This window comes from Candidatus Bathyarchaeota archaeon, assembly GCA_023131225.1.
Classification (GTDB): domain Archaea; phylum Thermoproteota; class Bathyarchaeia; order Bathyarchaeales; family SOJC01; genus JAGLZW01.
The window spans coordinates 18,580-45,550 of record JAGLZW010000036.1; the positions used below are offsets into that span (position 1 = coordinate 18,580).

A 26,971-nucleotide genomic window follows, 5' to 3' on the forward strand; every position below is an offset into this window, starting at 1 on the left:
AGGGAGTTCTAGAACGAGAAACTTAGTGGGTTCTGCTTTCTATAGCTTCCTCAAAGCCCAGAGGCTTGCTAGGCGTTATTACATAATTTCTTCGGTCTGTCTTGATAATAAGACCGTCTCTGAAGTTCGTTATAGTTAGGAATGCTCTTCCAAGGCCTGGAATGTGATAGTACCCACCATGAAAGCTGGCACCGAAAAGCCTGATGCCGAAAGGTATGAGTATCTTCTCAACCGACTTCACGGATTTTAGAGGTATAGTCTTGCTTCCGCCTATGAGTATGGTAGTCTTTATGATGAGTTCGTCATCTGTTAAGATGTATCTGGTTCGGTAGAGCGACACTAATATCATTAGCATAATCACCCCTACAAAAGCTGAAACGATTGATGCCACTATTCCAAAAATAACTTCCATTGGTGTGAAAAAAGCAGCGTAAACGAAAAACACTGTTATTGTCAAAATGAAAAGAGTTAGAATCCAATATGCCAAGGCTGTGGTCTTAGAAACTTCGGGTTTGTTGATGATGTTCATCTTAAATGAGCAACTTAGCCTATTTCTCTAGTGACTTTCTTATCTTGCGCAGTTCTGCAAGTATCTGCTGGTCTATGTCTTTTACAGGTTTGACTTCAGCTTCTGCCTTAACTGCTTCAGGCTTCATTCCTTTAACAAATTTCATTACAACATCTTTTACCTCTTCGAAATTCTTTATTCCAAAGATAACTGCTTCTGCAGCTTTTCCACCACTGCTACTTGTTCCCGAGAAACCCGCAGTTTGAATTGAGAGTTTGCCTAATCCAAAATGCCTAGAAATTGGGCCTTGGTAGAGGCTAACGTTAGTTATACGATTGTAAGGCACAAAACTCTCAGTTTTCCACCATACCCCTCTTGAAATCGCGATCTTGTCATCTTCCAAAACATAGCATATTGAAGAATGAAACTTGGGAATCCAATACAACGTGATTGCAACAGCAACAAGAATAGGAACAAAGAATGAAAAGGCAATCATAATTCCAGCTTCTATCCATGAAAGCATGATGAACGCAACAACCGGGATCATCCACCAAAGAAAACCGCCTAATAACACGATCGCAAGATAAACCTGATAAAGCGTCTTCAGCTCAACATCTGCCCCGAATTCCGTTTCAACAACCACACTAACACATCCAAGTAAGAATGCGCTCATCTACGCTTTAACTTTTAGTCAATTTCCTCTATTGCATAGACTGGGGTAAAAAAAGCCAGTTATGGGACAATGTATGGCGCGGGGTGCGGGATTCGAACCCGCGCGGCCCGATGGACCACAGGCTTAGCAGGCCTGCCCCCTACCAGGCTAGGGCAACCCCGCAAAGGTAACCCTACTTCACTTTCTCGCAAATCCCTGAAAGACTGCTCAACAACTTTATGGCATGTGTTATTTTTGTCTTTTGCGTTTGTGGACTTGCGTTCGTCCCTAACTTCTGGAGAATATTAGTATCTTTTTTGCACATGGAATTTGTCTCTAAAATACACTTAATGGAAAATCCGAATATCCCTAGGCTATTACTCAAAGTTTTCTCAGCCAGAAATAGTGACGCAATTAAGCCAAAAATATGAGTATTCGCGCCGTAGGGTTTACCATAATTTTTAGAGTTGGGACAGGTAGCAGCCAGAGTTACAGAGTATGAAGAACCATGCAGGGGTTTTGGTGAATATTGTGAACAGGTATGAGAGATCTATCGGCAGGATTCGAATACGTAACGGAAATGGAAGGTTACAGACTGTTCCGAAAACGAAAATAGCCCAAAGATATTGTGAGTTCGTATATGGATACATTTACATCTTTAGACAGTGGAGATGTCTCCCGCAAACCCCCCGTTTTTTCCACAAGCCATAAAAACTGAAGAAAAGATGCACGTGCGCACGTGATACAACTCACAATATTTCATTTTCTTCATTTTAACACAAATATATGTACCAAAAAAGATTTTTCACGCAAAAACTTAAGTCAAACAATTATCAAACTAGTTTTGGTTAAGAACAATGGAAAAAATTAAGATTTATGTGCACAGCTTCAACATTTCTACTCTCGACTTTGTTGACAAAGAAGGAGCCCAGCACGCCTGCGCCCAAGCAGGAAGTACCGCATTCTCAGGTCTGAAACATTATCCAAGCTCTATGGATAACCGCTATTTTTCTGACAAAGAGAGAAACGCTCTTACTGCTGTAGAGAATTTTTGCAGAAAAAGGGTTCTTAACGAAAATAAGGTTGAGGTTAAAGGGTTTAACGAATCTTCCCACGATCTCATTTCAAGAAAAAGTGGTTCACGGCGTTGCCACAGAAGATGCCTTGGAAAAACTTGTAACAACATAGCATATGCGCGCACGGGCGTCAGCAGCAAGAATACGCGGAGCCAAATAAAATTTGGACGATACTCGTCACACACATCCACCAAACCTTCCAATACTACTATAAAGAATAAACGTCCCAAACATTTCACGGAGAACCCGATCAATTGGGCAAATGCCAAATCTGTAACACTCGCTCACCTTTAATTTCAGCTCAATTAGGCATTTGCCTAAACTGCATCCGTTTAAAACCAGAAAAAGCTTTACAAAAAAGCAGCCAAATCCACGCCGAAACCCGACAAGCCTTCAATTTACCGGCAAAACCGCCACAAACACCCAACGGCATTCAATGCGGCCAATGCGCCAACAAATGCAAAATAGCCGAAGGACAGAAAGGATATTGCGGTCTTGTGGAAAACCAAGAAGGCAAGCTAAGACGCCACGGCGGAACACGCGAAAAGGGCATACTACAATGGTACTACGACCCGCTGCCGACAAACTGCGTCTCATGGTGGTTCTGTCCAGGATGCACAGGTGCGGGCTATCCAAAATACGCCTACAAACCAAAAGCAGAAATAGGCTACTCGAACCTCGCTGTTTTCTACGGCAGCTGCAGCACAGACTGCCTCTTCTGCCAAAACTGGCACTACCGCAACCTAGCCCAAAAACGCAAACCCACAATTTCAGCCCAACAGCTAGCATCAAAAGTTAATGGAAAAACATCATGTATCTGTTTCTTTGGAGGCGACCCGTCTACCCAAATGCCCCACGCCCTAAAGACCAGCCAAACTGCCCTAAGAGAAGCTTCAGACAAAAACAAGATACTACGTATCTGTTGGGAAACAAACGGTCGAATGCTCCCAAACTATGCACAACAAGCCGCAGAGCTTTCGCTGAAAAGCGGCGGAAACATGAAATTCGACCTAAAAACATGGAACGAAAACCTCAACAAAGTGCTGTGCGGAACATCAAACAAAGCAACTCTCGAAAACTTCCAAAAAATAGGCAAAAAATACTATAATCAAAGACCGGAACTCCCTATTCTGACCGCTAGCACCCTGCTAATACCCGGCTACGTGGACACCCAAGAAGTTGAAGGCATTGCCAAATTTATTGCAGAGATAAGCCCCCAAATTCCTTACACACTTCTAGCTTTCTATCCAGCATACATACTAAACGATTTGCCAACCACAAGCAGAAAACACGCCCACAACTGCTACATCACCGCGAAAAAACACTTAAATAACGTAAGAATAGGCAACATACACCTACTTTCGTAGGATTCTATCCTACTTTCGTTCTTTCTTCACACACAATACGCGCGCAGGGCAACCCCGCAATTATCCGCCCTAACTCATATTTGCTCTACCTAGTCGCTTTCCGTAGTCTACTCCAGCCACTCATTCACACGATTTATAGTCTGTATTATTTTTGTGTTTCGAGAACAAAAGCTTACGATACACATGGTAAAGTCAAAGCTACCTTGTTCTGCTGTTCTAGGTTTCAGAGTGACTGTTTTCGCTCACGTGTTTCACAACTTCTAGAAGTATCTCTCAAAGAGAAGAAAGCAAAATAGATGAAAGTTCGATCGTTGAAAGTAATAGAATCAAATAAGGAAAGAAAAGAGGAAGTTTCTATTGCTCAGTTTTCTTCGGCGGGGGTTTCTTTTTCTTTTTTATGGCAAAGATGACGACAATCGCAACGATAGCTACAATGACGCAAGTTATCGAAGCTAGGAACCAGATTTGAGTCCAGAATGGTGATGGTTGTCCAAAGAGAGCCCATATGCTGAAGTGGTTGACAACAGCCCACACATAATGCTCGTCTGTGTTTATGTGACTTTCAACTGGAATCCACTTGCCTTCCGTGGCGTTCCAATAATGGATCTGCAATGAGCTTTCGTCCAGCCCTAATTCGGACAGTTGCTCAAGCGTATAGTATATGCGTATGGTGGCATTTACAGCGACGTCTGTTTCGTTGGCAATGATTTCTACATAGTTACTTAAAGCCTTGAGCGTACCTGGTGGGGGTTCCACATTTTCCGGTAAGGTTGTTACATTTCTTATGGCTATTTCGACAGGCTTGTCGATCTCGGTGATTATGAGTTTAGACGAAGTTTTATTCATGGCATCAATTATGAATGGGTTTGTAGCGTTAACAGTCTCTGGATTAGTAATGGTCCCAGTTGTTTGAGAGCCCTCTATTGATAGATTTATGGTATAGACTCCGCTGTAACTGACGATTAGGGATTTTGTTGTCGAGACCTCCAGGTAAGTAGCCGTGATGTTGTATTCTCCGTAGGGCATGTATGCATAGTCTACAGCAAAAGTCGTTGTATATCCGAAGTCGTCGGTTGTTAGCGACATATAGAGTGTTCCGTTTGGCCAATACACTTCCACAGTTACATTTTGTACGGGGTCGCCCACTTGATCAACTACAAGTACTCTTGCAGTGTATGTTTGCGGTTCAATTTTGAATATTAAATCTTTGATGTTGCTGATTGATTCGTTATACCAAATCATGTAGCTGTTGTTAGGACCTGTTTCATTAGGCGTCGGTACGCTTCCAGTGCTGATTAAAGTGACAGCATGGGTAACATTGTTTCCTCCCTCAACTATCAGTTTAAGCTGTTCTCCTGAACTTGGGAATGGATAATCAGCTGTGAGGTTGAAGAAGCGTTCAAGTTTGAATTGAGTGGGGTCGGAATCAACGGGGTCTATTGGCGGCGTTAGAGTTAAGTCGTCAAAATCGACTGTAAGAGACGTGTTGCCATAGTTGAAGTTCATCTGGAGTTTGTTGATGTCGATCGTTGTTTGGTTGAGGAATACTAGCTGCCAAGGTAGCGACTCTACTCCAGTCATTATTTTAAGGAGATTCATCATGACTTGTTTTATGTGGTTGATTTCAGCGGTGAGATCTCCCTCGATCACATATGTTGATTCGAAATGCACTATGCCGTTTTGGTAAGACATCGACTCATTGTAGGATTCCATTGAGCAATATGTCGTGTTTAGTAGCAACTCTACGAAAGGTTTGATCTCTAGGGGTGCCACGTCCGGCAATAGAGCAGCGATCTCATCCCAATACTCTGACAAGTTTGAGGTAGCAGTTAGGTTTACCTGAAATTCCTTGTTTGTACTCGAGTATTCGAGCTTGACTGAAGCGTCTTTTAGCATTGAAAACGTATGATTTAACAATTGTAAGGGGATCTCTGGAGGGATGGACATTGGTGGAATATACATAGATGGAATCGGCGGGTATAACATGAGGTTTCCGATATAAGGTATACATGTTACAACCTTTCCTATCAAACTCGTATGTGGAACCAGCCAAGGATCTGGACTTGGGTTGTTGTCTCCTTTCGTCTTGAAATACCACTCGCCTGTAGTAGTGTTGAAGAATTTGTCTACTGCTCTATGTACAACTATGACGTTCGGATCTGACGGTTTGTAGAATGCGATGATGTCACCAGTTTCATTGTTAGCTACGATTTGACTTGGGTCTGCAATGCTTTCAACTCGTACTATGTCGCCAACCAGCAGAGTGGGGTCCATAGACATACCAGCTACTGCAAAGTATCTGGCCTCTGGCGCAGCAAGGTATTCTACTAATGATCTTAGATCATAGGCGAATGTTAACGATAAAGAAACTTGTTTTGAACTGACTGTGTATGCCACTTGGAAAGAGAGGGTATCAACGGAGGACAGAGTTGCGTTTAACAACGGACATAGCATCATGTTTTGGGCAGGTCCTGACATAATGAACGCCAATGCCTTGATAAAGTTGCCATGTACGGTCGCGTTGAATGTTACATCTGCGCTGGTGGTTCCATAGGTTGGGGTTGTGGTGAACTGAGTGCATTCAAACAAGCCCATTGTCATATTGTATAAGGAGTGTGGACCTGTTTCTGGAAGGGTGCTGTTTATTTCTAGAAGCCATTCGTCTAGCGTTGTCTTGTTGAGGGGGAATTGTGGGAAAGGCAGAGGTAACTCAAAGGACATGACATCATAAATGAAAGTGATATCACTCATCAGGTTTAGGTCGGTTTGGTTTCCCTGAAACTCTATGTTTATGTCGCCTAATGGAAACCCTGATACCATGTGAAACGTGATCGTTCCTTGAGCTACATTGTTAGAGTATTCTCCGACTGCGGAAATGTCGGTAATGTTGAACGGAAACGTTGAAGCAATGTAGGAAGGCAACGCTGTCAGGAAATCTAGTTGAAGGTTGAAAATTCCATCGGAATACGTCCCGGTTATTGCAACATCTGTAGTGTTGAAGGGATACTCTGCAGCAATTCCGGCGGGCAGAGTCATCGTAGCATTAAGTTCGCTTTGAACATTCCCTTCAGAATATGTTTCAAGGATAGAGACTATAGTTGAGTTGAAGGGAAATTCGGACGCTTCTTTCGGCGGAATTTCCATAATGTAGTCTGCTGATGCCACTACTAAGCCGCCGTCTTTGGTGATTCCTATTACTCCTTGCATTGTGGGACCAGTGTTCGGACTGTTGACTTCTGACACAACCATGTCAGAGTAATCTAACGCTCCTGCTAACGTTACGGTGCCATTTGGATAGACGATGAACCTTGCTTCTACGTCCTTAAAGGGAGCGTCAAACTCGGTATATGAGTATTCTCTTGAAAGCGGTACATTATATATGGTGTGAGGAATGTATGGATAATCTACTGTGGTGTCCAACCTTATCTCAGAAATGTTCAACGGGTTAATGCTTGAAGCGTAGATTGTGGGTCCGTAGAGACTAACGTTAACAACATTTATGCCCGTTTCGAAATAGGCAGATTCCGAGCGGCCCTCGATAAATAATTGCTGATAGCTCTCACTTATTAGGTTGTACACTTTGACATCATACCAACCCGGATCGCTAACATTAAACTCCACTCCTATTTGCAAAAGGTCGAATTTCCCATCGCCGTCCTTGTCCACTCCCTCATCATAAACATTGCCAGTAAGGCTGGCTCTTGGGCTCTCAGCGCCTGCAAAGGGTATCCGCATCAACGACAATGACAGAATCGTAAGAAGAAACGTGACAGTGAGCACATTCCGTATGGATATTCTTATCATTTATTTCACCATGCAACCCTATATTATAGGGTGCTTATATAAAATTAAGCTTAAAATAAGCCAAACAATGGAAGACAGTACCATGCGAGTTACAGGAATGTGTTTAAGAAATCTTTTTCGCAGACGACTTAGATCTTCACTTTGTGTTATCGGCGTTGCTTTGGCCGTCACGTTTGTTGTAGCTGTGGGGGCATCTACCACAAGATACATGGCAGTCATTAAAGAAATGAACATGTTCTTTAATGGTAAGGTTGTTGTCGTCGCTAGGGACGTAATTGTCATCCAAGCATTCCCGATTGGAGGGGTCATTCCGGAAAGTGTGGTTGACAAGTTGAACGCTATGGACGGAGTCGAAACAGTTGTGCCAATGTTGTTCAATCTCGACTTCGCACTGGCGGGTGACGCTCAACCTTTTCCGCTCAATGTTACGATCGGAGTGCCTGTGGGAAACTGGTCAGTGTTAGTAGGTTCGACGCCGTTGAAAAACGGAGGTTGGCCTTCAGCGGAATCTAGTGACAAAGTGGTGGTAGGGCCTTCTTTAGCAGACTTGTACAATTTAACCGTTGGCTCAACAATTATAATAAAAGACCACAAGTTGGAAGTTTCGGGAATCATGGAAACACATTCTGTGTTTCTATCTCGCACAATTATAATGCCTCTCGAATCAGCTCAAGAAATATACAGATATCCTATGCAGATCAACATGGCGATCGTCTCATCAGATGAAGAGGCAGATGAGAGAGAACTAGCTGATAGAATTGAGAAAGAAATCAGCTATGTAATGGCGTTATCTGATGATGAAAGAAAAGAAATAATTGAACCTATCATTAGCGAGGTCGAAACATGGAATATTGGGATACAAAGCATTCTTTTCTTCATGAGCGTGATACTTGTGACCGTGGTAGCAATGATGAATGTTTCTGAGAGACGGAAAGACTTCGCCACATTGATTGCAATCGGAGCCTCTAGAGGCTTTATCATTCGTATAGTGATTACTGAAACCTTTCTTATAGGTTTACTTGGGGGTCTTATTGGACTGCTGTTTGGCACGGTCGGTGCATTTTGGCTAGGCAGCATCTATGCCGATGTCCCAATTGCATTATTCTTTCCTAACGTCTTAGAAGTTGTTCCGTTCTCCTTTATGATTGAGATTCTAGCGTCCACAATCGTTGTTAGTTGCGTTGCAGGCATTATACCAGCTATAACGGCTGCTAGAATGAAGATTTCGGAGGTTTTGAGGGCTGAGTATTGATTGTCAGGACATTTGAGTTGACACGGAAGTTTCATCTCGGCTCATCTACAATTGTGGCGGTGAATAAGGTAAACTTAGTAATCAAAGGATCCGCCTTGACGTCTATTGTCGGTCCCTCTGGTTCAGGTAAAACCACACTCCTTCATTTGATAGGGCTGAACGACAATCCGACCGCGGGAAAAGTGTTCTTCGCAGACAAAGACACCTTCCTCATGAGTGATAAAGAAAAGAGAAGAACTCGACTCTTCAACATCGGTTTTATCTTCCAAACCTTTAACTTGTTGCCCACGCTCACTGCCTTAGAAAACGTGGAGTTGCCGATGGCGTTAGCTAAGATCTCGCACAAGATGCAGAGAAAAATGGCTGTTCGACTTCTTGATGAGGTAGAGCTCACAACTCGGCTTAACCATCGTCCCAAGGAATTAAGTGCTGGTGAAAGACAACGAGTTGCAATTGCTCGAGCTCTCGCAAACGATCCTTCACTTATTCTCGCCGATGAACCAACTGGCGAATTAGACTCGGAAACGGGGATTAAGATCATACAGTTGCTTTTAGATTTATGTAGAAAACGTAAAACAGCGGTGGTTGTAGCGACGCATGATGAAAAGATAATTAAAGTAGCAGATGCGGTTCACAAAATTCGTGACGGCTCAATAGTCGATTAGAATTTGTAGGTACTTTTGGATTTCCTGTCAGCATTATGAAGAAAATTGCAAGTCGAATTGAAGCGCATTAGAGGATAGTAAATATACTCTGCATTCTCAGTCTCTAGATTAGCAGATGTTACTTTTTTTGGAAGCAGCTTGCACCTTGTTGAACATAAACCGAAAAAGGGAGATACGATTCGTTTTTGTTTTTGGCTATTCCATCTTGAAGTAGTCACTTATCCTAATTGGATGAAGTCAGAAGTTTTATTACTCAGCTATCGCTTTCTTTGAAACCGCTTGACATGGTGAGACTTTTGCAGATTCTGATTGTTTATGATTCAAAGACTGGGCATACGGAGAAAATGGCTTTTGCGGTTGCTGAGGGTGTGAAAGAGGCTGGCGGCGTTGATGTTGTGGTGAAGAATGTGGATAAAACGACTAGTGAGAATTTGTTGAAAGCTGATGGAATTATTGTCGGGTCGCCTACTTACTACGGTCAAATGTCCAGCAAAGTCAAGGCCATGTTTGATGAGTCGGTTAAGATTCATGGAAAATTGGAAGGTAAGGTGGGTGCAGCCTTCACAAGTTCTGGCGGCGTCGCCAGTGGCGCTGAGACCACCATCATTTCAATTTTGGAAGCTATGCTTATTCACGGAATGGTTATTCAAGGGCGATCCCATGCTGAGCATTACGGCGCCGCTGCAGTTGGAAAGCCGAAGGAACGAGAAGAAGAAAGATGCAGAGAGTTAGGCAAGATGGTTGCTGACCTTGTCCTGAAACTAAAGCCTTGAGCATTCGGAAAACATTCCTACAAACTTAAATAATCCTCAAACAGATTTTTGGTTTATTCGCAAACAGGGGGCCGGTCGTCTAGCTCGGTAGGACATTGGCTTTACGAGCCAAAGGTCGCTGGTTCAAGTCCGGCCCGGCCCACCATAACAAGCCTTGCACAAAAAAGCACAAATACTCGACCGCATATTCACAGTAAAAGAGCGGAGAACGATGCCCACAGAGATTACGGATACGGAAAAATTTGTAGAGCTAAGCGAACGCGCGGCTTACTGCGCTATAAAAAGGCTACCGAGAACAGTAAAATTAAAACTCCGCACGCCAAGACTGCTTTACACGTTGAAGATAGATCCAACAAAAGCAGAAGAAATTATAAAGAAACTGCACTGCGAGATTCGGGAACTCTAATTTTACGCCAAATTAAGAGCCACGCTACTTATTGATCGTTCATAATTCTTATCAGATTCAGAACGTTAACATACAGCGATTTGGGTGAATCTCATGGTAGAAGTTGAAGACGCTCAAGATATTGCAATTAGTTTTGTTAAGGACAAGAGAAATGTGGAAGATGTTAGAGTGGTCATAACAGAACAGAAAGATGGAGTTTGGATAGTCATAGGGACATGTCCCATAAACCTATGTGGACATCCTTGGAGAGAAAATTTCGAAATAAAAATAAATCAAAAAGGCAAAATAACGGCTTCAAGTTTCAAGCTGATGTAGGCAAGTAATGGTTTAAGGACCAGCGAACATTTAATTCCAGATCAAAACTATGAAGCTAGCAAACAAACCGAACAACACAGAGAAAGGCAACCCTGGAAACATCCCTTTCTTCTCCACCATTTTGAAGGACAAAAAGGAACCCAATAGCACCCCAAACATTGCAGCAACACAAGCCTCCCAGCCAAAACTCAAAAAAACCCGGCTGACCAGCATTGAATAGAATGTCAAATCGCCAAGCCCTACGTAAATGTTTTTGAAGGAGAAACTGGCCCCAGGCAAATGCTCTAAACCTTTCGCAGCAATCTTACCCACAGGACCACGGAAAACAGCAACTACGTCATAAATAGCCAGTAACAATAGAATCAAGACTGCACTAAACAAAGGAATAGAAGCTCCCAACAATGCTCCAGTGGCTCCTCCAAATATAAGAATGATAATCGCATGAAACTTGCCCTTTCTCAAAAAAACCTCTAGAACAAAAAATGCAGTCGTTAGAATAGTCAAAACAAAAATCACCGCCGAAGAGACTTCTATGTCTAAAATCATGAGAACAAGTTCAAAATAAAGGATCGCAAGAAGGAATGTGAGGACGGAAAACGCTAGACCCATTAAAAGACGGAGGAAACGATGTACACCACGCTTCAAGAGAAAATATATCATGGTAGCACCGAACCCTGCTGCAAGAACAAAAATCATTGCGTTAAATAGTGGTCCATACCCCGTCTCAGGAAATACCGTTGTAGGGGTCAATTCTACTTTGGATTCCAAGAACAAGAACGTACACAGAACGCTAACAAGCAAGCTTGCAAATATGGGTGCAATGTAAATAGGGGTTGCTTTAAACTCTTTTTCAGCCATAGCGTCTGACCTGCCTACTCACAATTCTAAAACCAGCGAATAACACTTTCTACACAATAAAGAGAAAAAAAGGGAGGTTCAGTAACAGTGCTGAAAAAGCATTATTTCTTGATAATAAATGATTTCCCTTTCTTGATAATTACAGATTTGCCATTATTCGTGCAAACCACTCCGCTTGGGCTTTTCAGAACAACATTGTTTCTATTTGACACGAAAACTATGTCCATCGCCTTGTAAACCAACTTGGAGCCTTTAGCCACAAGAGTATCTAGATGGCCACCCTCATTTAAAAAGGCAAATATGAACCCATAATCTTCGTCGGAACATCGACGCCTATGCATTCTATCTTTAAAAAATTGATCAAGTAAATCTTCTGCTTTAGTCACGAATTCTCGGCGGTTTTCATATCCCCTTTCTGCCAAATCTTCGTCAGTTGCTGTAGTGAGGCTTTGCTGTGGTTCTTTTGTGTCTCCCAGCATCAAGAAGGGTTCGTTGATTTCTTTCTCGACAGATTTGCCGATAGCGCCCTTTTCAGTTTCAACTATGGTGTCAAGGATTAGTTTGCCGTGTCCATGAAATATGTAGCCTTTTTGTTGGTCGTTTAGTTCTATTGGAAGAGCCAACGTTTCTTTCCCGATTTTTATTATGCCTTTTTCTGTTTGCCACAGCGTTATGTCTTCAGATGTTTTTGAAATTGTGTCGCCTAGTTGATAGTCTCGCCAAATCATTCGTGGTTCCTTCTTTCAAGAAATCTGGTGACTCTTCGCGCCATTTTGTATGCGGTTCGACCTGGCATAGTGATGAGGTAGCGTCCTCTGACTTTTTCTTGAACTACTAGCCCTGCTTCTTCAAGCACGTTGAGGTGGCTTGAAAGCGTGCTCGTGGTTATCTCTGAAAGTTTCTCTTGCATCTCATTAATGTATTTTCCACCGCTCATAAGTTCACTTAATATCCTCAGTCTGTGCTCGTGACCTAGTGCACTCATAACCTCAGCCACTTTGGGAAGACTAGCTTCTATTTCATCCTCGCGTCTATATGGTTCTGTGCGTGCGTGTATCCTGACGCCTCGAGGACCAATGAATATAGATTTTTCAAGTTCGCCGTGTATGCCTTCTGCAACGCCTTCCATAACATCTTCGACGTAGTCGTGAACACGGTTACCAACATCTATGTATATGCCTCGGCTTTTTTTTCGTCCTCTTTCGGTAATGCCTTTAAGTTCTTCTTTGAGAACTGACATTTCTTCTTTGAGTTTTTTCATTTCTTCTTTTAAGTCCTCAGACATTCGATTCTCACCATAACTAGTTTCACATTTGTCAAATTTAATTCTAAAAACATCTAATAGAAACCGATAAATATAAACTTTACTATATACATACACGCTGGCTATATTTTATTCGTTAGTTCTTACCTTCAAACAGTAAACCTGTCGCCTGCCTTTGGCACTATAGCTTTTAAACCTACCTTCTTCTTCACCCATCTGGCAAATCGTTCACAGTTCCCTTCAGCACCATGAACTGCAAACACGGCAGGATTACCTTCCAAATTCTTTACAACCTCTCGAAGTTGACTGGCGTCACAATGAGAAGAGAAATCGAAATGTTCCACTTGAGCCTCAACTTTACGCATTTTACCATCGATTACACACATTCCCTTTTCCAACAGTTCATGCCCTGGTGTGCCCGGTATTTGATAGCTGACAAGGAAAACAGCGTTGCGAGTTTTCTTGCCTAACTTTGAAATGTAGAAAGCGGCTGGACCACCTTTTAACATGCCTGCTGGTGAAATAATTACGCCTGGTTTTTTAGGTGCGGTTCTGCGATCTCTCCATCCATCTACCCACATGGCCCCGTGAACAGCGTCCATAAAAAGGCGTGGATCACGCAGAAATTCTGTGTTGGCCATCATTACACGGTTAGCTGCTCTAGCCATACCGTCTATAGTTATTGGATATTCAAAGTGGTGTGCTGCAAGAATGCAGGCGATTTCTTGTGAGCGTCCGATGCTGAAAGCGGGAACGAGAACTGTGCCGCCTTTTTCTACAACATCAATAACATGAGCGATAAAATTCTTCTCCAATTCCAGCCGTTCAGTATGGTCTTCGTCTGCATAGGTTGTTTCAATTATTATAGCGTCAAGTTCTCCATAGTTATTGTCTGCAGATGATAAAAGCTGGGTTTTAGAGGTGTTAAAATCGCCTGTGAATAGAATCCGCTTGCCTTCCGCTTCTAAAAGAATTTGAGCGCTCCCAGGAACGTGTCCAGCGTCGAGAAGTTGGAAACTTATGTCGCCAACAGTTTTATTCTCCCTGTAAATTGGGTAGACACAATTTTGCATCATATATTTTAATTCAAGATACTCAAAAGGGAGATAATAGCCTGAAAGATGAATAAAATCTTTAATCAGAAGTTGCACTAACTCCAAAGTCAAGCGAGTTGAAAAAAGCGGCTTCTTATCTTGTATGTAAAAAATAGGTAGCGCTCCAGAATGGTCAAGATGACAATGCGTTAATACAAGCGCATCCACATCTTTAGGAGCAATATGCATAGGAAAACCAGGCTCGTGACCCATCATAACTCCATGATCCAACAAAACCTGCGTTTTGCCAGTCTTTACCGCTATTGCTGTTCTGCCAACTTCACGAGCACCGCCAAGAAACCTAATTTCTAAGGGAAATTCTCTCACCTTCTATCCTTATTTACTAATTTCCGCACGAGCAGCGACAGCTTTGACGGATCCCTTTCGGATAGCGTTTAGAACGCCTTCAACAGTCGGCTGCGCTTCTACTTCTGTGAATACGGTCCACATTTCCTTTACATTATGAGCATCTGTTCCAGCAACTCCGGGCAAGTTTTTTGCCCTTGCCAATTCTTGGGCCTGCATGTTTTCTTTTGGTGTTGCAGTAGGATTTAAGACTTCGATGGCGTGGGCGTCAATGTTCATGGCTGAATCGCCAATGCCCAAGGAACGATACGGATGAGGTATTACAATTACTCCATCTGTTGCCTTTGCGAACTCGATAGTGGAGTTTAGTGTCAGTGGATATTCTGGCTTTTCTTCGACACCTAAAATAACTATGTCTCCCTGATTTGTGCTTATCTCGATTCCGGGCAGAATCACTAAATCTTCATAGACGCTGGCAAGTTTACGAACTGTAAAATAGCCCTCTAAGGTGTTATGGTCGGTGATTGCCACGCCTTTAATAAGAGGGTGCGCGTGCAACTGGTCTACGATAAGTTTTGGGCTAATTGTAGAGTCACTTGAAAAAACTGTATGAAGATGTAAGTCTACTCCAAACATGCGATTTTTCTCTCAAACTACGGGTTTTTGAAGGGTTTCTACAATGTTGCTGAGAACGTTCTCGTTCAATGTTTCTTTTACATCAAACACGGTTAGTGATAAATCTTTTCTATTGATGCGCTCGCAAGCTGCTGAAACTTTACCTTTCCAAGCCAAGTCTTCAACCAAGACCACCTTTTCGTAAGAAGATGCAGCAATGAAATTTTTGACTTGTTCAGCTACATATTTGATGGTTTCAAGGTCCATCGGTGTCGCAATTTCATGTTGAGATAAAGGATACATTTCATCAAGCTCTAACGGAATTACGCCAAATGGTGCTGCGTAGATACATATGTGAAACGCAGTATGGTTTCCAAGCAGTTTCTGCTCCATCTTTTTAATTAGGCTTTTTACTTCTTTAGCTTTATGGAAAGGCTTTTTGGAGAGTTGGGGTAACAACACAAGAATCTTAGCTTTTTCTGGTGGTGAATATCTCTCCTCAAACAGCTTCTTATACCGTAAAACCTCCGGTCGCATAAGCCCTAAGTTACTGAAAAAGAAAAGCCCGCTCTTTTTAGTTGCTGGACCGTAGCGCTCTATGTAATTCTCATATTTCTTGAGTCGTTTTAAGGCTTGAAGCAAAGCAGGATGTGCATGGACCCTTGCTTCCAAGTGTTCCCATAGTCGACCTTCAACAATGGCTTGTTTTACACGTTTTAGCTCCGCAAAACTTGCGTACAGGTTGTGCTTTGCCAAAGCCTCTTGTTTCTCTTTCTGTGGCATTTGCGTCATGTCTTTTGGAGTGAATCTTGTACAGATTGGACAGGAACAGGGGAAATATTGGAGCCTGCTAAGTCTGCTAGTTCCATATTCTGTCATGTAGCGGTCTTGTCTTGCAAAGATTGCGTAAGCAGCTGAATCGAATATGTCACATCCTAAAGCTACAGCTAGTGCAAACATGAAAGGGTGGCCTGCACCGAAAAGATGTAAGGGCCTTTGCAAAGGCATGTTCATCTTTGCTGTCAGAATCATGTCAACCAATGTGTCAAAAATGTACTGTTTCATGATTGTAGTAGGGCTCCCTAAGGCGTGAATTTGAAAGGGTAACCTGCCTACTTGCTTAGCTGAATAAGCAACTAGGTCAAGATGCTGTCCACCTTGTATTGGAGCAACCCACAGGACATCATCTCGCGTTTTAATTTTTGCCAGTTGGTTAGCACGCTTTATTGTTTCATCAACTGTTTGTTTTGCATGTTCTCTTGTCGTGTGCCAGCTTGTTGGTATGTCCAAGATAGTAGCGATATCTGTGGAAATTTGTTCTTGGTAACGCACAATTTCTGCAGGGCTAACATCGATTTCTCCATAGACAAGAATTTGATAGGCTCCAGAGTCAGTCATGATCACGCCGTCGAAATCTAGGAGTTTATGTACTCCATTTTCCGTGATTTCTTCGCCCGTTTGTTTCTTTAAAATGTACGCGTTTGTTATCAATGCTTTGCAGCCAAACTCTTTGCTCATAGTTTTCGGTGAGATTGGTTGAATAGCTGGGTTTATCACCGGCAGCAAAATGGGTGTTTCAATAGTCCCACTTTTAGTTTTTATCCTACCTAGCCTAGCAAGCATATCTCTATGGCGTACTTCAAAGCTCATCTTATTGGATCCGCCAAAACATGCTTTAATATCCCTACTATATTTCTTTATACTTGTTTAGGAGAGGGGAAGAGCATGGTATGTATCGTTTCATCGTGGGAAAAACCGGAGCTAAGAGATCCTGTTTTAATAGAGGGCTTGCCGGGCATTGGATTTGTTGCTAACATAGCTGCTTTACATCTTATTCGGGAGTTGAAGGCAAACCTCTTTGCTGAAATCCGCTGCTCTTCCTTTCAAGACTTTGCTGTTACTGCTGAAAAAGGACAAACCCGCTATCCCATTAATGAGCTGTATTATTGCAAGGGGACAGAGGGGGAACGTGATCTTATTATTCTTTACGGGAACACACAAGCATTGACCACAACAGGGCAATACGAGCTTTGTGGGCGTATTTTGAATGTATCTGAAGAACTTGGCTGCCGCTCCGTGATAACTCTGGGCGGCTTGAAAATAGCGCAGGAAGTTGAAAAACCAAAACTTTACTTCGCCGCCACCGACAAGGAAACCGCGAGCGAACTGTTAGAGAGAGGTGTCGAAATTATTAGAGGCCAGATTTTCGGAGTTGCAGGGCTTCTAGTAGGAATTGGGAGATTGAAAGGTTTCCGCGGCTTTTGTCTATTAGCTGAGACTTTAGGGCTCTATCCAGATAGTGTTGCCACTCATGAGGCTCTAAATGTACTTTGTAGCATGCTTGATTTGAAAGTCAACCTTGACAATTTAGATGATACTGTGAAAGTCACACGAGGTCTTTTGGAAAACTTTGGCTTACTTGAACGTTCCATAAAAGAAAGAAAAAAAGAGGAATCTCAATTTCGCTGGGTTGTCTAAGCTTTCATTTCGCTTAGAAACTGCTCATATACCTTCTGCACACGCTCAGCTGCTGGTCCAGTTCCCTCTGCAATACCCTTCTCTGTGATCTTGATTTTCTCCATTACCCAGATGAACCCCTTATCCTCGTAAAGCCTAACCATGGTCGGAAACACTTTTTCCAAACGTTTTGCAAGGGCTTTCAAGTCAAAGGGCTTTTCAACTGCAAATATTTTGGCTACAACGTTACCATTTATTACAACTCTGTGCAATGTTTGACCCTTTTCGTCTTTTGCTTCTGATAAGCAGAGGTTCATGTTGTCTGGGTTTATTCCGATGAGAGTCCCACTATAGGATTTGCCGTTGACGGTTGCTACTGTGATTTTCTTGTCAAGTAAAGTGGCCACTTCGTTGAAAAATCTTCTTTGAGCTGCTGACAATGTATTCTACCTTCTTTATTCCGCGGTGATATTATAACTCTGCACCTTTTTAGGATTTTGATATTTCAGAACCTATTTGCAGCTTTTTGCGTTGTTCGTGTTCTTGTTTTAGCGTAACTATAGTGTTTGAAGGCACATCTCGATGCAACACGACATCAGGGCCTATCCAGCAATTGTTGCCCACCTTCACTCCAGGCATAAACAACGTGTTTATACCGGTTTTGACGTTGTCACCGAGTATAACGCCGAGTTTTCTTCTTCCGGTGTCCACAACTTTGTCTTTAACCTTCATTTTTATTGATTTACCGTCGAAACGATAGTTGGCGATTGTGGTTCCTGCTCCGAAGTTGCAGTTTTCACCTATTATACTATCGCCTACGTAGGATAAATGGCCAATATGGCTTCTATCCATGATTATGCTGTTCTTTATTTCACACGCATTTCCGATTTTTACTTTTTGGCCAATACTAGTGAAAGAGCGTATGAAGCAGTTTGGTCCTATGTCACTGTCCTTGCCTATGAAGACTGGCCCTTCAATGTATGCTCCAGAGCGGATTCTCGCACCTTCTTCAACAACCGCAGGACCTATTAAATGAACTGCATCCTCAATTTGCCCCTCTATCTTTGACTTTGCCTTTTCAAGGACCCAACAGTTAGCTTCAAACAAATCCCAAAGCAGCCCCACATCAAACATTTCGTTGCTCGAAAGCTTCGCAGCTGCAACCCTGCGTTCTTCTTTCAGAAAGAGCGAAAAAGAATCGGTTATCTCTAACTCTCCTCTTGGAGATGGTTTTGTATGCCTAATTGCTTCGAAGATTTCTGTTGAAAGAACATATACGCCAGCGTTTGCTAGGTTAGTTGGGGCTTCGTCTCGGCGAGGCTTTTCTACAATACTCTTGACATAAGTATTCTCAAGTTCTACTATACCATAGTGTTCAGGATTTTCAACAGGGACAACCCCTATAGTAACCACAGGTTTCTCTTTTTCATGCGTCAGGAGTACTGTGCTTATCACGTTGGAAGTTGTTAACCAGTCGCCGTATGTCAAGAGGAAGCTTTCTTTCACGAAAGGTTCAGCGAAGCTTGTAGCGTCTGCAGTGCCCTTAAGCTGTTTCTGAACCGCATATTCGAATTTCATCTTGTATTTCGATCCGTCTCCTAAATAGTGTTGAAGGTGTTCTGCCATGTAGTTAACGATGAAAACGATTTCGTTTATTCCCGCGTGTTTGAGAGTGGTCAGCACGTGATCTATTATTGGTTTCCCACCGACTGGAACGAGATGTTTAGGGCGTGTAAGGGTAAGTGGGTGCAGACGTGTTCCTTTTCCCGCAGCTAGAATTACGGCTTTCATCGAGTTGCCTCCTTGACCAGTTTACTCATAAGTCTTATGGCTTTTTTCATAATTGTTTCTGCCGTTTTTCTGTTTTCAGTCTCCACTGTTATGCGCATCATGGGTTCTGTTCCTGAAGGTCTTATCAGAAGCCAGCCTTGTTTCAAGGTTAAGCGGAATCCATCTACTTTTAATTGTTCTTTGGCACCGGAAAAGACTACAGGCAAGGCTTCGTATACTTTTTTCATTACAGCGAGTTTTACAGAATTTGGGCATGTAACATTCTGTCTTAACAACGGATATCGCGGCGTTTCGGAAATGAAGTATGATAGGGGTTGATTCGCTTCTTCCAGAGTTTGGAGCAGTAGGATTGATGAGAGGATGCCATCTGGGCAGTAGTGGTAATTCGGATGTATCCATGCACCACAGGGCTCGCCTCCGAAAGTCGCGTTGTGTTGTTTTACAGCTTCTGCGATGTTTATGTCGCCCACCTTTGTTCTAACGACTTTTCCGCCTTCCGCTTCGATCATCTTTTCGATACACATTGAAGCCTCTACATGCGTTACTATTGTCTTATTTTTTTGCCATTTTATTGCATAAGCAGCGTAGGCGGCAAAAATCTGGTCTGGCGGTGTCATACGCCCTTTTTCATCTATCGTTACCATTCTGTCTCCATCTCCGTCATACGCTATTCCCAAGTCAGCCTTTAGGTTTCTAACAATCTTGCACAGTGGCTTCAGCGACTCTTCGTTTGGTTCGGCACCTCTTCCCGGAAAATATCCGTCTGGCTGTGAGTTAATAGCGGTGACGCTACAATTTAACTGACGAAGCATTTTAGGTGCAAGTTGGCTGGTGGCTCCGTTGCCAGGGTCTATGACTAATTTCCACGATTTTTTGAGTACGACGTTTTTCGTTATCATCTCGACGTATTGTTGGGTTTCGTCTATTGTAATGGTTTTGCCTATGTTTTGCCAGGCTGTTAGTTCAAATCGTTGTTTGGCGATTAGTTTTTCAATTTGGTTTTCTTGGGTTTCATTATAGGCTGTTGTATCCGGGTTGTAGAGTTTGATACCATTATATTCCGGGGGGTTGTGGCTAGCGGTAATCATTACCCCGGCGTCGGCTTTCGTTTTTTTTGTAAGGTAAGCTAGGACGGGTGTTGGAATTATACCTTGTTGTATAGTGGTGGCACCACAGGCTGTTATGCCGGCTGTTAATGCGTATTGTAACATGAGGGATGTTGTGCGCATGTCGTGAGCCGTTAGGATCGTTCTTGCTTTTGTATTAGTGACCAAGGCTTGTCCGACTTGGAGAGCCAGTTGTGGTGTTATAGTTATGTTAGCCTTGCCTCTTATGCCGCTTGTTCCAAAGAGCTTTGCCAAGCGTTTTCCCTGCCTTCTGGTGTTTGCCGTGGGGGTTTATAGTGTTTGTGTGTCCGTGACGCTTGGACTGGACTATTCTACTAAGCCCAAAATATCGATGGTTGCTTTTACCATGCGCGTATATACTCGACTTGTTTATATTCCGCATCTCACAAATTCCTGCAAAGGTGAAAGCATGATCATTGGATTAGACCATGTTGGGATAGCTGTGAACAGAATGGACGATGTTTTACCCATCTATAAACAGCTCCTAGGATTGAAACTAGAGAAGTTGAAAGATGCTGAGCAACACAAGATTAAAGCAGCTTTCTTGGCTGTTGGAGAAACAAGTATCGAGTTGATAGAGCCCTTGGACAAGGAAAGTCCAGTGTCGAAATTCTTGGAAAAGCGAGGTCAAGGAATACATCACATAGCGTTCAGGGTTAATAACATAGAAAAAATGCTTGAACAACTAAAGGCCAAAGGCATAGTTTTGATTGACGAGAAGCCTAGAACCGGTATCGAAGGAGGAAAGATAGCGTTTCTACATCCCAAAAGCACTGGAAACGTCTTAATAGAGCTGTGTGAACGCTAAATTCAAAATGTCCAGCCAAAGTACGCCAGAGCCACTCGAAATTCAACACACAATCCTTGATTACAAAATCTATTATTATGACAACGTGTCTTCTACAAATGATATAGCTAAAGAAATCGCGAAAAAAGGCGGCGAAGAGAAGATAGTGATTCTTGCCGAAACACAAACATATGGAAAGGGCAGACTTGGAAGACGGTGGATTTCTCCAAAGGGAGGAATCTGGTTTTCAGTAATATTGCGACCCAGAATGACTCCAAAAGAAGCTTTGAAGCTGACTTTTATAGCTTCATCAGCTGTTGCAAAAGCAATCAAGAAAATGTCTGGGTTGAAGATTGAGGTCAAATGGCCAAACGATGTTCTTGTTAATAGTAAAAAAATCTGCGGAATTTTAACCGAGACAAGCGTCAAAGAGGATTTGATTGAATTTGCGGTTGTGGGAGTTGGAATAAACGCGAACATAGATTTGGAAGTGTTCCCCAGCCGTCTACGGGGCAAAGTAACGTCTTTGAAGCATGAGTTGGGCTACAGGATAAGAAGAAGGGCGTTAACAAGAAGCATCTTGCAAAACTTTGAACATCATTACAAGCGTCTGCAACAGGGACAATGGAATATCTTGCGGCAAGAATGGAAAAGCATGGCAGCCTTTCTCGGTGAACAAGTGGAGGTTACTAATTCTAGCGAGGTTTTTGTGGGAAAGGCATGGGACTTGGATGAAGATGGTGCTCTTATCATTAGGCTTGAGAATGGCACTTTGAAAAAAATTGTGGTGGGCGATGTAATGGTGAGAAAACATCCTTAGCCAATTTTGCGTTTTTTTCTCCATTTTACGCCTTCAGGTGTGTCCTCTATGATTATGCCCATTTTTCGCAGTTTATCTCGAATGGCGTCAGAGGTTTCCCATTTCTTATGCTTCCTTGCCTCTTCTCTCTTCTTAATCAACTCCTCGACTTCTTCGGGCAACTTCGCCTCTTTCCGACTCCAAAAATCACTTGAGACTCCTAGGACTTTGTCAAAGTCCAACATCAAATCTTTCACTTGCTTCGCTCCTGCCTGACCTAGCTTCCTCTGGTCGATCAATATGTTTACCTCTTTCACGAGGTTGAATACTGCTGCGAGAGCTTTGTTTATGTCCAAGTCGTCATCCATCGCATCTTCGAAATCTTTTCTCGCCTTTTCAATTGATTCTTTGATTTTTTCGTGACCAACACCGTTTTTGACATCTTCAAGTCTTTCCAAGAAATCGTAGAGTCGCTGTAAAGCGTTTTTAGCTGCTTCCAAGCCCTCAAAAGTAAAGTGAAGCTGTTTCCTGTAGTGAGTTGACATTAGCAAGTATCTTATAGCCAATGGGTCGTATCCCATGCGCATTAAATCTCGCAATGTGTAGAAGTTCTTGAGGGATTTACCCATTCTTTCACCTTTAATAAGCAAGTGTTCGTTATGCACCCAATAATTGACAAACTTTTTGCCAGTCACTGCTTCGCTTTGGGCAATTTCGTTTTCGTGGTGGGGAAACACGTTGTCAACTCCACCCGTATGAATATCCAAGGTTTCACCCAAGTATTTCATCGACATGGCGGAGCATTCAATGTGCCATCCTGGTCTGCCTTTGCCCAGCTTTGTTTCCCAAAAAACATCGCCATCGTCTAGGTCCCAAGCTCTCCAAAGAGCGAAATCACTTGCCTGCTCTTTGCCATATTCGTCAACTTTGACCCTTGCTCCAACTTTGAGTTCTTTAAGTTTCATTTTGGACAGTTTGCCATAGTCTTTGAATTTGGAGATTTTATAGTAGATTGAGTTGTCTTCGCCTCTGTAGCCGTAGCCTTTCTCCATCAAAATTCTAATCAATCTAACCATTTCATCTATGTGCTCGGTGGCTCTTGGAACAAATTGGGGTTTTTCAATGTTCAGCATCTGCAGGTCTTCAAAGAACGCGTCGATATACTTCTGAGTATACTTTTCTAGAGGCAATCCTTCTCTTTGCATGCCTTGGATAGTTTTGTCATCTACGTCGGTGAGGTTCATCACGTGCTTCACGTCGAAGCCTCGATGTTCCAGCCAACGTCTCAGCAAATCCACAAACACGTATGCCCTAAGATTACCTATGTGTGCATAATCATACACGGTTAACCCGCATGAATACATGCGAACTTTGCCCTCTTCGAGAGGCTTGAACACCTCTTTTTTTCGGGTCATTGTGTTGTAGAATCGCAGCATCAAGTGTCGCCATATTTTCAAAGAGGTTCTGAAAGTTATGTTTTTCTATGTTTGGTTGGTGAAGCAAATATATATCTGAAGGGAATAGTGTAGCAATTCCTTGGTGGACTAGTTTGTCGACTCGTGAACCTACAGTGAAAGAGAAGATTCAGCGAATGCGTAAGCTGCGGGAAAGGGCGAAGCTTGGAGGCGGAAAAAAACGGATAGAAAAGCAACATAAGCAAGGTAAGCTTACTGCAAGAGAAAGAATTGACTTGCTTTTAGACCCTGGCAGCTTCGTAGAACTTGACCCTTTTATCGTTCACCGATGCACTGATTTTGGAATGGCTGAAAGAAAAATTTCTGGAGACGGCGTGGTAACGGGATATGGGACAATCAACGGGCGGTTAGTCTACGTTTTTTCCCAAGATTTCACAGTGTTCGGTGGCTCCTTAGGAGAAATGTTTGCTAAAAAGATGTGCAAGTTAATGGACTTAGCTATGAAAACAGGCGCGCCAATCATAGGATTGAATGACAGCGGCGGCGCAAGAATCCAAGAAGGAGTTGCAAGCCTTGCAGGCTACGGCGACATATTCTTCAGAAACGTGATAGCTTCGGGTGTTATTCCCCAAATTTCTGCTGTTATGGGTCCTTGTGCAGGCGGAGCAGTTTACTCGCCAGCCATGACCGATTTTATCATCATGGTGAAAGATACAAGTCACATGTTTATTACTGGACCAGAAGTCATCAAGACAGTCTTAGGGCAAGAAGTTGATTTTGAAGAATTGGGTGGCGCCTTGACCCACATGCAGACGAGCGGCGTTTGTCATTTCATGGCTGACAACGAACAGGAATGCATCGAACTCATTAGAAGACTTCTCAGCTACCTACCTTCCAACAACATGGAAGACCCCCCTATCGAAGAAACTGGCGATGACCCAAACCGCATTGACGAGAGCTTGGAAGAAATTGTGCCAGACGATCCAGACAAACCATACGACACAAAAGAAATAATAGCCACAGTCATGGACAACGGGGAATTCTTGGAAGTTCAGCCTCTTTGGGCGCCAAACATAGTAGTAGGCTTTGCAAGATTGAATGGACGTTCAATAGGAATCGTGGCAAACCAGCCAAAATACTTCGCGGGCACCTTAGACGTAAAATCTTCAACCAAAGCAGCAAGATTCATACGGTTCTGCGACGCCTTCAACATTCCAATCATCACCTTCGAAGATGTCCCCGGCTTTCTACCAGGCATAGACCAAGAACATGGCGGAATAATACGCCACGGCGCAAAACTACTCTTCGCCTACTGCGAAGCCACGGTACCAAAAATCACTGTCATAATTCGCAAAGCATATGGAGGGGCATATGATGTCATGGGCAGCAAACACTCCGGCGCAGACATAAACTACGCCTGGCCATCTGCAGAAATCGCTGTTATGGGTCCAGCAGGAGCAATCAACATCATTTTCAGGAAAGACATAAAAAAATCGAAGGATTCAAAGAAGAGGAAGAAAGAGTTAGCGATGGAATACCGTGAGAAGTTTGCGAATCCCTATATTGCTGCAGAGAAAGGCTATATTGACGACATCATAGAGCCGTCACAGACAAGACCTAAACTCATCAGTGCCCTAGAAATGCTGGTCACTAAGCGTGAGTCGCGACCACCTAAGAAACATCCAAACATTCCTCTTTGAAAATGCGAATGCTGCTTTCTAATGCCCTACAACGTCTATCCGTGAGAGTCTTGATTCTCTGGAACAACCGTGTTTTGTTCGGTTATTCTTCGCTTCTGAAATTTAATCAATTGATATGAAGGTTTCTATCCGATTTTTCAAGAAAAAAGTTTGGCATTAACTCAATCTCCAATACAAGCTCTAAAAATGGCATTATGATTAGAAGCAAGGCTATAACTTTAAGGCTATGTGGTAAAACTTCGTTTCTTTTTTTATTTAATCTCGAAATTTCCTATGCCAAAAGAGTAAGTTAAAATATTAGCCTAGGATTGTAACTAATCTTCAATACCATTCAAGCGGGATTTCTCTTGGCTAGAACCGTCAAAATAACCGACACAACCTTCAGAGACGCCCATCAGTCCTTAATGGCAACTCGCATGAGAACCGAATCCATGGTTCCCATAGCCGAAAAAATAGACCAAGTGGGATTCTTTTCTCTCGAAGTTTGGGGAGGCGCCACCTTCGACGTCAGCATCCGCTACTTAAACGAAGATCCTTGGGAACGCCTTCGTACACTGAAGAAACACGTTCAAAAAACGCCCCTGCAGATGCTTCTGCGGGGACAAAACTTGGTAGGCTACCGAAACTACCCCGACGATGTTCTAATCAAGTTTATAAAAAAAACCGCAGAAAACGGCATAGACATATTCCGCATCTTCGACGCCTTAAACGACACTCGCAACCTAGAAATCGCTATAAAAACCGTTAAAAAAGTCGACGCCCACGCTCAAGGCTCATTGTGTTATACTATAAGCCCTGTCCATACAACAGATTACTACTTGAAAGTAGCCAAGCGTTTAGCCGAGCTTGACTGCGACTCAATATGCGTCAAAGACATGGCGGGCATGCTCATGCCCCAAAAAGCCTATGAACTTGTTTCAGCCTTGAAGAAGGAAGTCGGCTTACCAGTTCACATGCACTGCCACAGCACTAGCGGCACGGTTATGATGACCTACTTACGTGCTTGCCAAGCTGGAGCCGACATTCTAGATGCCGCTTTCTCGCCTTTAGCTGGGGGCACGTCACAACCGCCCGTTGAAAGCATAGTAGCCGGATTAAAAGATACTGAGTATGATACAGGACTTGACATGGAATTATTAGTCGAGATTGCTGAATACTTTCGTGGTTTGCGAGAAAAATATTACGACCCCCTCCGCTTGATTAGCCCCTTAGCCGAAAGAGTAGACACGTCTATCCTAAAGCATCAGATTCCCGGAGGAATGTTTTCTAACTTAATTTCGCAGTTAAAGGAACAAAACGCCCTCGACGAGCTTGACATGGTTTTAAAGGAGGTTCCACATGTTCGAGAAGAGCTGGGATATCCGCCTCTTGTTACCCCTACCAGTCAACTGGTTGGGACACAAGCTGTTTTTAACGTTTTATCGGGTGAACGCTACAAGATCGTGTCTAAGGAAGTGAGAAATTACGTAAAAGGATTCTACGGGAAACCGCCCGCACCGATAAATAAGAAGATAAAGAAAAAGATAATTGGCGATGAAAAACCAATCAAATGCCGCCCAGCAGACCTGCTTAAATCGGAACTTGGCAAAATATCCAACAAGATTAAGCCCTACATACAAAGCGAAGAAGACGAACTGACTTATGCCTTGTTCCCAAAAGTCGCGGCAGATTTCTTCAAAAAAAGGGAAGCAAAAAGAAAAGAAAAAGATGCGGCTTTAACTCCAGAACAACAGGAACTAGAAGAAATTGCAGCGCTGTCAGTAGCAGTCGCAGCATTTCTGAAAAGCACTCATGAGGTGAAAGCAGTGATTCCAATCAGAAAAGCTGGAATGGAAAGACTTTCACCATGGGTTTTGTCAGCTAGACAAAAACTAGTCAGACAAGGTGGCTGAGTGTGCCCGAATACAACATAATGATTGAAAACAGGGCCTATAGAGTGG

25 protein-coding genes and 2 tRNA genes are annotated in these 26,971 nt (G+C 43.0%); 13 read left to right on the forward strand and 14 right to left on the reverse strand.

Features of this window, described 5'->3' with window-relative positions:
• Positions 1 to 22: 22 nt before the first annotated feature.
• The 3 genes from KAU88_09145 to KAU88_09155 form a co-directional block, all read right to left on the reverse strand.
• The gene (locus KAU88_09145; protein ID MCK4478672.1) at positions 23 to 529 is read right to left on the reverse strand and encodes a hypothetical protein; all 507 of its coding nucleotides are present in this window, start codon (positions 527 to 529) and stop codon (positions 23 to 25) included.
• 19 nt (positions 530 to 548) lie between these two features.
• Complete coding sequence (locus tag KAU88_09150; GenBank protein ID MCK4478673.1) at positions 549 to 1,151, reverse strand: PH domain-containing protein; 603 nt, start codon at positions 1,149 to 1,151, stop codon at positions 549 to 551.
• A gap of 104 nt (positions 1,152 to 1,255) precedes the next feature.
• A tRNA-Ser gene (locus tag KAU88_09155) sits at positions 1,256 to 1,343 on the reverse strand.
• Positions 1,344 to 2,017: 674 nt separating this feature from the next.
• On the opposite strand from KAU88_09155, the gene KAU88_09160 reads away from it, so the two are divergent.
• Entirely contained in the window at positions 2,018 to 2,530 is a 513-nt protein-coding gene (locus KAU88_09160; GenBank protein MCK4478674.1) for a hypothetical protein, read from the forward strand.
• Positions 2,491 to 3,603 carry a radical SAM protein gene (locus KAU88_09165; GenBank protein MCK4478675.1) on the forward strand — a complete coding sequence of 371 codons (1,113 nt, stop codon included), beginning with the start codon at positions 2,491 to 2,493 and terminating at the stop codon, positions 3,601 to 3,603. The genes KAU88_09160 and KAU88_09165 overlap by 40 nt, the downstream gene beginning before the upstream one ends.
• Before the next feature lie 354 nt (positions 3,604 to 3,957).
• On the opposite strand, the gene KAU88_09170 is transcribed toward KAU88_09165, so the two are convergent.
• The gene (locus KAU88_09170) at positions 3,958 to 7,407 is read right to left on the reverse strand and encodes a signal peptidase I (protein MCK4478676.1); all 3,450 of its coding nucleotides are present in this window, start codon (positions 7,405 to 7,407) and stop codon (positions 3,958 to 3,960) included.
• Between the two features lie 82 nt (positions 7,408 to 7,489).
• Here KAU88_09170 and KAU88_09175 point away from each other — a divergent pair, with 82 nt between their 5' ends.
• The 6 genes from KAU88_09175 to KAU88_09200 all read left to right on the forward strand — a co-directional run bounded on the left by KAU88_09175 (position 7,490) and on the right by KAU88_09200 (position 10,818).
• Positions 7,490 to 8,659 carry an ABC transporter permease gene (locus tag KAU88_09175; GenBank protein MCK4478677.1) on the forward strand — a complete coding sequence of 390 codons (1,170 nt, stop codon included), beginning with the start codon at positions 7,490 to 7,492 and terminating at the stop codon, positions 8,657 to 8,659.
• Positions 8,656 to 9,324, forward strand: a complete 669-nt coding sequence (locus tag KAU88_09180; GenBank protein MCK4478678.1) for an ABC transporter ATP-binding protein — start codon at positions 8,656 to 8,658, stop codon at positions 9,322 to 9,324. Before KAU88_09175 ends, KAU88_09180 begins: the two co-directional genes overlap by 4 nt.
• A gap of 284 nt (positions 9,325 to 9,608) precedes the next feature.
• Positions 9,609 to 10,097, forward strand: coding sequence for an NAD(P)H-dependent oxidoreductase (locus tag KAU88_09185; GenBank protein MCK4478679.1), 489 nt, complete (start codon positions 9,609 to 9,611; stop codon positions 10,095 to 10,097).
• Between the two features lie 68 nt (positions 10,098 to 10,165).
• Positions 10,166 to 10,242: transfer RNA gene (locus KAU88_09190), tRNA-Val, on the forward strand.
• A gap of 66 nt (positions 10,243 to 10,308) precedes the next feature.
• Positions 10,309 to 10,503, forward strand: coding sequence for a 50S ribosomal protein L38e (locus KAU88_09195; protein MCK4478680.1), 195 nt, complete (start codon positions 10,309 to 10,311; stop codon positions 10,501 to 10,503).
• Positions 10,504 to 10,596: 93 nt separating this feature from the next.
• Positions 10,597 to 10,818 carry a hypothetical protein gene (locus tag KAU88_09200; GenBank protein ID MCK4478681.1) on the forward strand — a complete coding sequence of 74 codons (222 nt, stop codon included), beginning with the start codon at positions 10,597 to 10,599 and terminating at the stop codon, positions 10,816 to 10,818.
• A gap of 30 nt (positions 10,819 to 10,848) precedes the next feature.
• On the opposite strand, the gene KAU88_09205 is transcribed toward KAU88_09200, so the two are convergent.
• From KAU88_09205 to tgtA, 6 genes are all read right to left on the reverse strand, one after another.
• Positions 10,849 to 11,676: a hypothetical protein gene (locus KAU88_09205; protein MCK4478682.1), complete on the reverse strand. Its 828-nt coding sequence runs from the start codon at positions 11,674 to 11,676 to the stop codon at positions 10,849 to 10,851.
• 101 nt (positions 11,677 to 11,777) lie between these two features.
• Positions 11,778 to 12,404: a hypothetical protein gene (locus tag KAU88_09210; GenBank protein ID MCK4478683.1), complete on the reverse strand. Its 627-nt coding sequence runs from the start codon at positions 12,402 to 12,404 to the stop codon at positions 11,778 to 11,780.
• Positions 12,401 to 12,961 carry a winged helix-turn-helix transcriptional regulator gene (locus KAU88_09215; GenBank protein MCK4478684.1) on the reverse strand — a complete coding sequence of 187 codons (561 nt, stop codon included), beginning with the start codon at positions 12,959 to 12,961 and terminating at the stop codon, positions 12,401 to 12,403. The genes KAU88_09210 and KAU88_09215 overlap by 4 nt, the downstream gene beginning before the upstream one ends.
• Positions 12,962 to 13,089: 128 nt before the next feature.
• A complete protein-coding gene (locus KAU88_09220) occupies positions 13,090 to 14,361 on the reverse strand; it encodes an MBL fold metallo-hydrolase (GenBank protein MCK4478685.1) in 1,272 nt (423 codons plus the stop codon).
• 9 nt (positions 14,362 to 14,370) lie between these two features.
• Positions 14,371 to 14,976: a PHP domain-containing protein gene (locus KAU88_09225; protein ID MCK4478686.1), complete on the reverse strand. Its 606-nt coding sequence runs from the start codon at positions 14,974 to 14,976 to the stop codon at positions 14,371 to 14,373.
• A gap of 12 nt (positions 14,977 to 14,988) precedes the next feature.
• Complete coding sequence (gene tgtA / locus KAU88_09230) at positions 14,989 to 16,605, reverse strand: tRNA guanosine(15) transglycosylase TgtA (GenBank protein ID MCK4478687.1); 1,617 nt, start codon at positions 16,603 to 16,605, stop codon at positions 14,989 to 14,991.
• A 75-nt stretch (positions 16,606 to 16,680) separates the two neighbouring features.
• On the opposite strand from tgtA, the gene KAU88_09235 reads away from it, so the two are divergent.
• Positions 16,681 to 17,433 carry a PAC2 family protein gene (locus KAU88_09235; protein ID MCK4478688.1) on the forward strand — a complete coding sequence of 251 codons (753 nt, stop codon included), beginning with the start codon at positions 16,681 to 16,683 and terminating at the stop codon, positions 17,431 to 17,433.
• On the opposite strand, the gene KAU88_09240 is transcribed toward KAU88_09235, so the two are convergent.
• From KAU88_09240 to glmM, 3 genes are read right to left on the reverse strand one after another with little or no spacing between them, the layout of a single operon-like run.
• Positions 17,430 to 17,852, reverse strand: a complete 423-nt coding sequence (locus KAU88_09240; protein ID MCK4478689.1) for an Lsm family RNA-binding protein — start codon at positions 17,850 to 17,852, stop codon at positions 17,430 to 17,432. The genes KAU88_09235 and KAU88_09240 overlap by 4 nt on opposite strands.
• A 49-nt stretch (positions 17,853 to 17,901) precedes the next feature.
• Entirely contained in the window at positions 17,902 to 19,203 is a 1,302-nt protein-coding gene (locus KAU88_09245) for an NTP transferase domain-containing protein (protein ID MCK4478690.1), read from the reverse strand.
• Positions 19,200 to 20,564, reverse strand: coding sequence for a phosphoglucosamine mutase (glmM, locus tag KAU88_09250; GenBank protein ID MCK4478691.1), 1,365 nt, complete (start codon positions 20,562 to 20,564; stop codon positions 19,200 to 19,202). Before glmM ends, KAU88_09245 begins: the two co-directional genes overlap by 4 nt.
• 175 nt (positions 20,565 to 20,739) lie before the next feature.
• On the opposite strand from glmM, the gene mce reads away from it, so the two are divergent.
• Together mce and KAU88_09260 are read left to right on the forward strand one after the other, a co-directional pair.
• On the forward strand, positions 20,740 to 21,138 hold the full coding sequence (gene mce / locus KAU88_09255; protein ID MCK4478692.1) for a methylmalonyl-CoA epimerase: 399 nt from the start codon (positions 20,740 to 20,742) through the stop codon (positions 21,136 to 21,138).
• Positions 21,139 to 21,145: 7 nt separating this feature from the next.
• Complete coding sequence (locus KAU88_09260; protein ID MCK4478693.1) at positions 21,146 to 21,937, forward strand: biotin--[acetyl-CoA-carboxylase] ligase; 792 nt, start codon at positions 21,146 to 21,148, stop codon at positions 21,935 to 21,937.
• Here the strand turns inward: KAU88_09260 and cysS are convergent.
• Positions 21,934 to 23,352, reverse strand: coding sequence for a cysteine--tRNA ligase (cysS, locus tag KAU88_09265; protein ID MCK4478694.1), 1,419 nt, complete (start codon positions 23,350 to 23,352; stop codon positions 21,934 to 21,936). The two genes, KAU88_09260 and cysS, sit on opposite strands and share 4 nt — an antisense overlap.
• 155 nt (positions 23,353 to 23,507) lie before the next feature.
• Between cysS and KAU88_09270 the strand changes: the two genes are divergently transcribed.
• Positions 23,508 to 25,031: a methylmalonyl-CoA carboxyltransferase gene (locus KAU88_09270; GenBank protein ID MCK4478695.1), complete on the forward strand. Its 1,524-nt coding sequence runs from the start codon at positions 23,508 to 23,510 to the stop codon at positions 25,029 to 25,031.
• A gap of 347 nt (positions 25,032 to 25,378) precedes the next feature.
• Positions 25,379 to 26,923, forward strand: coding sequence for an oxaloacetate decarboxylase subunit alpha (locus KAU88_09275; protein MCK4478696.1), 1,545 nt, complete (start codon positions 25,379 to 25,381; stop codon positions 26,921 to 26,923).
• Positions 26,924 to 26,971: the final 48 nt, after the last annotated feature.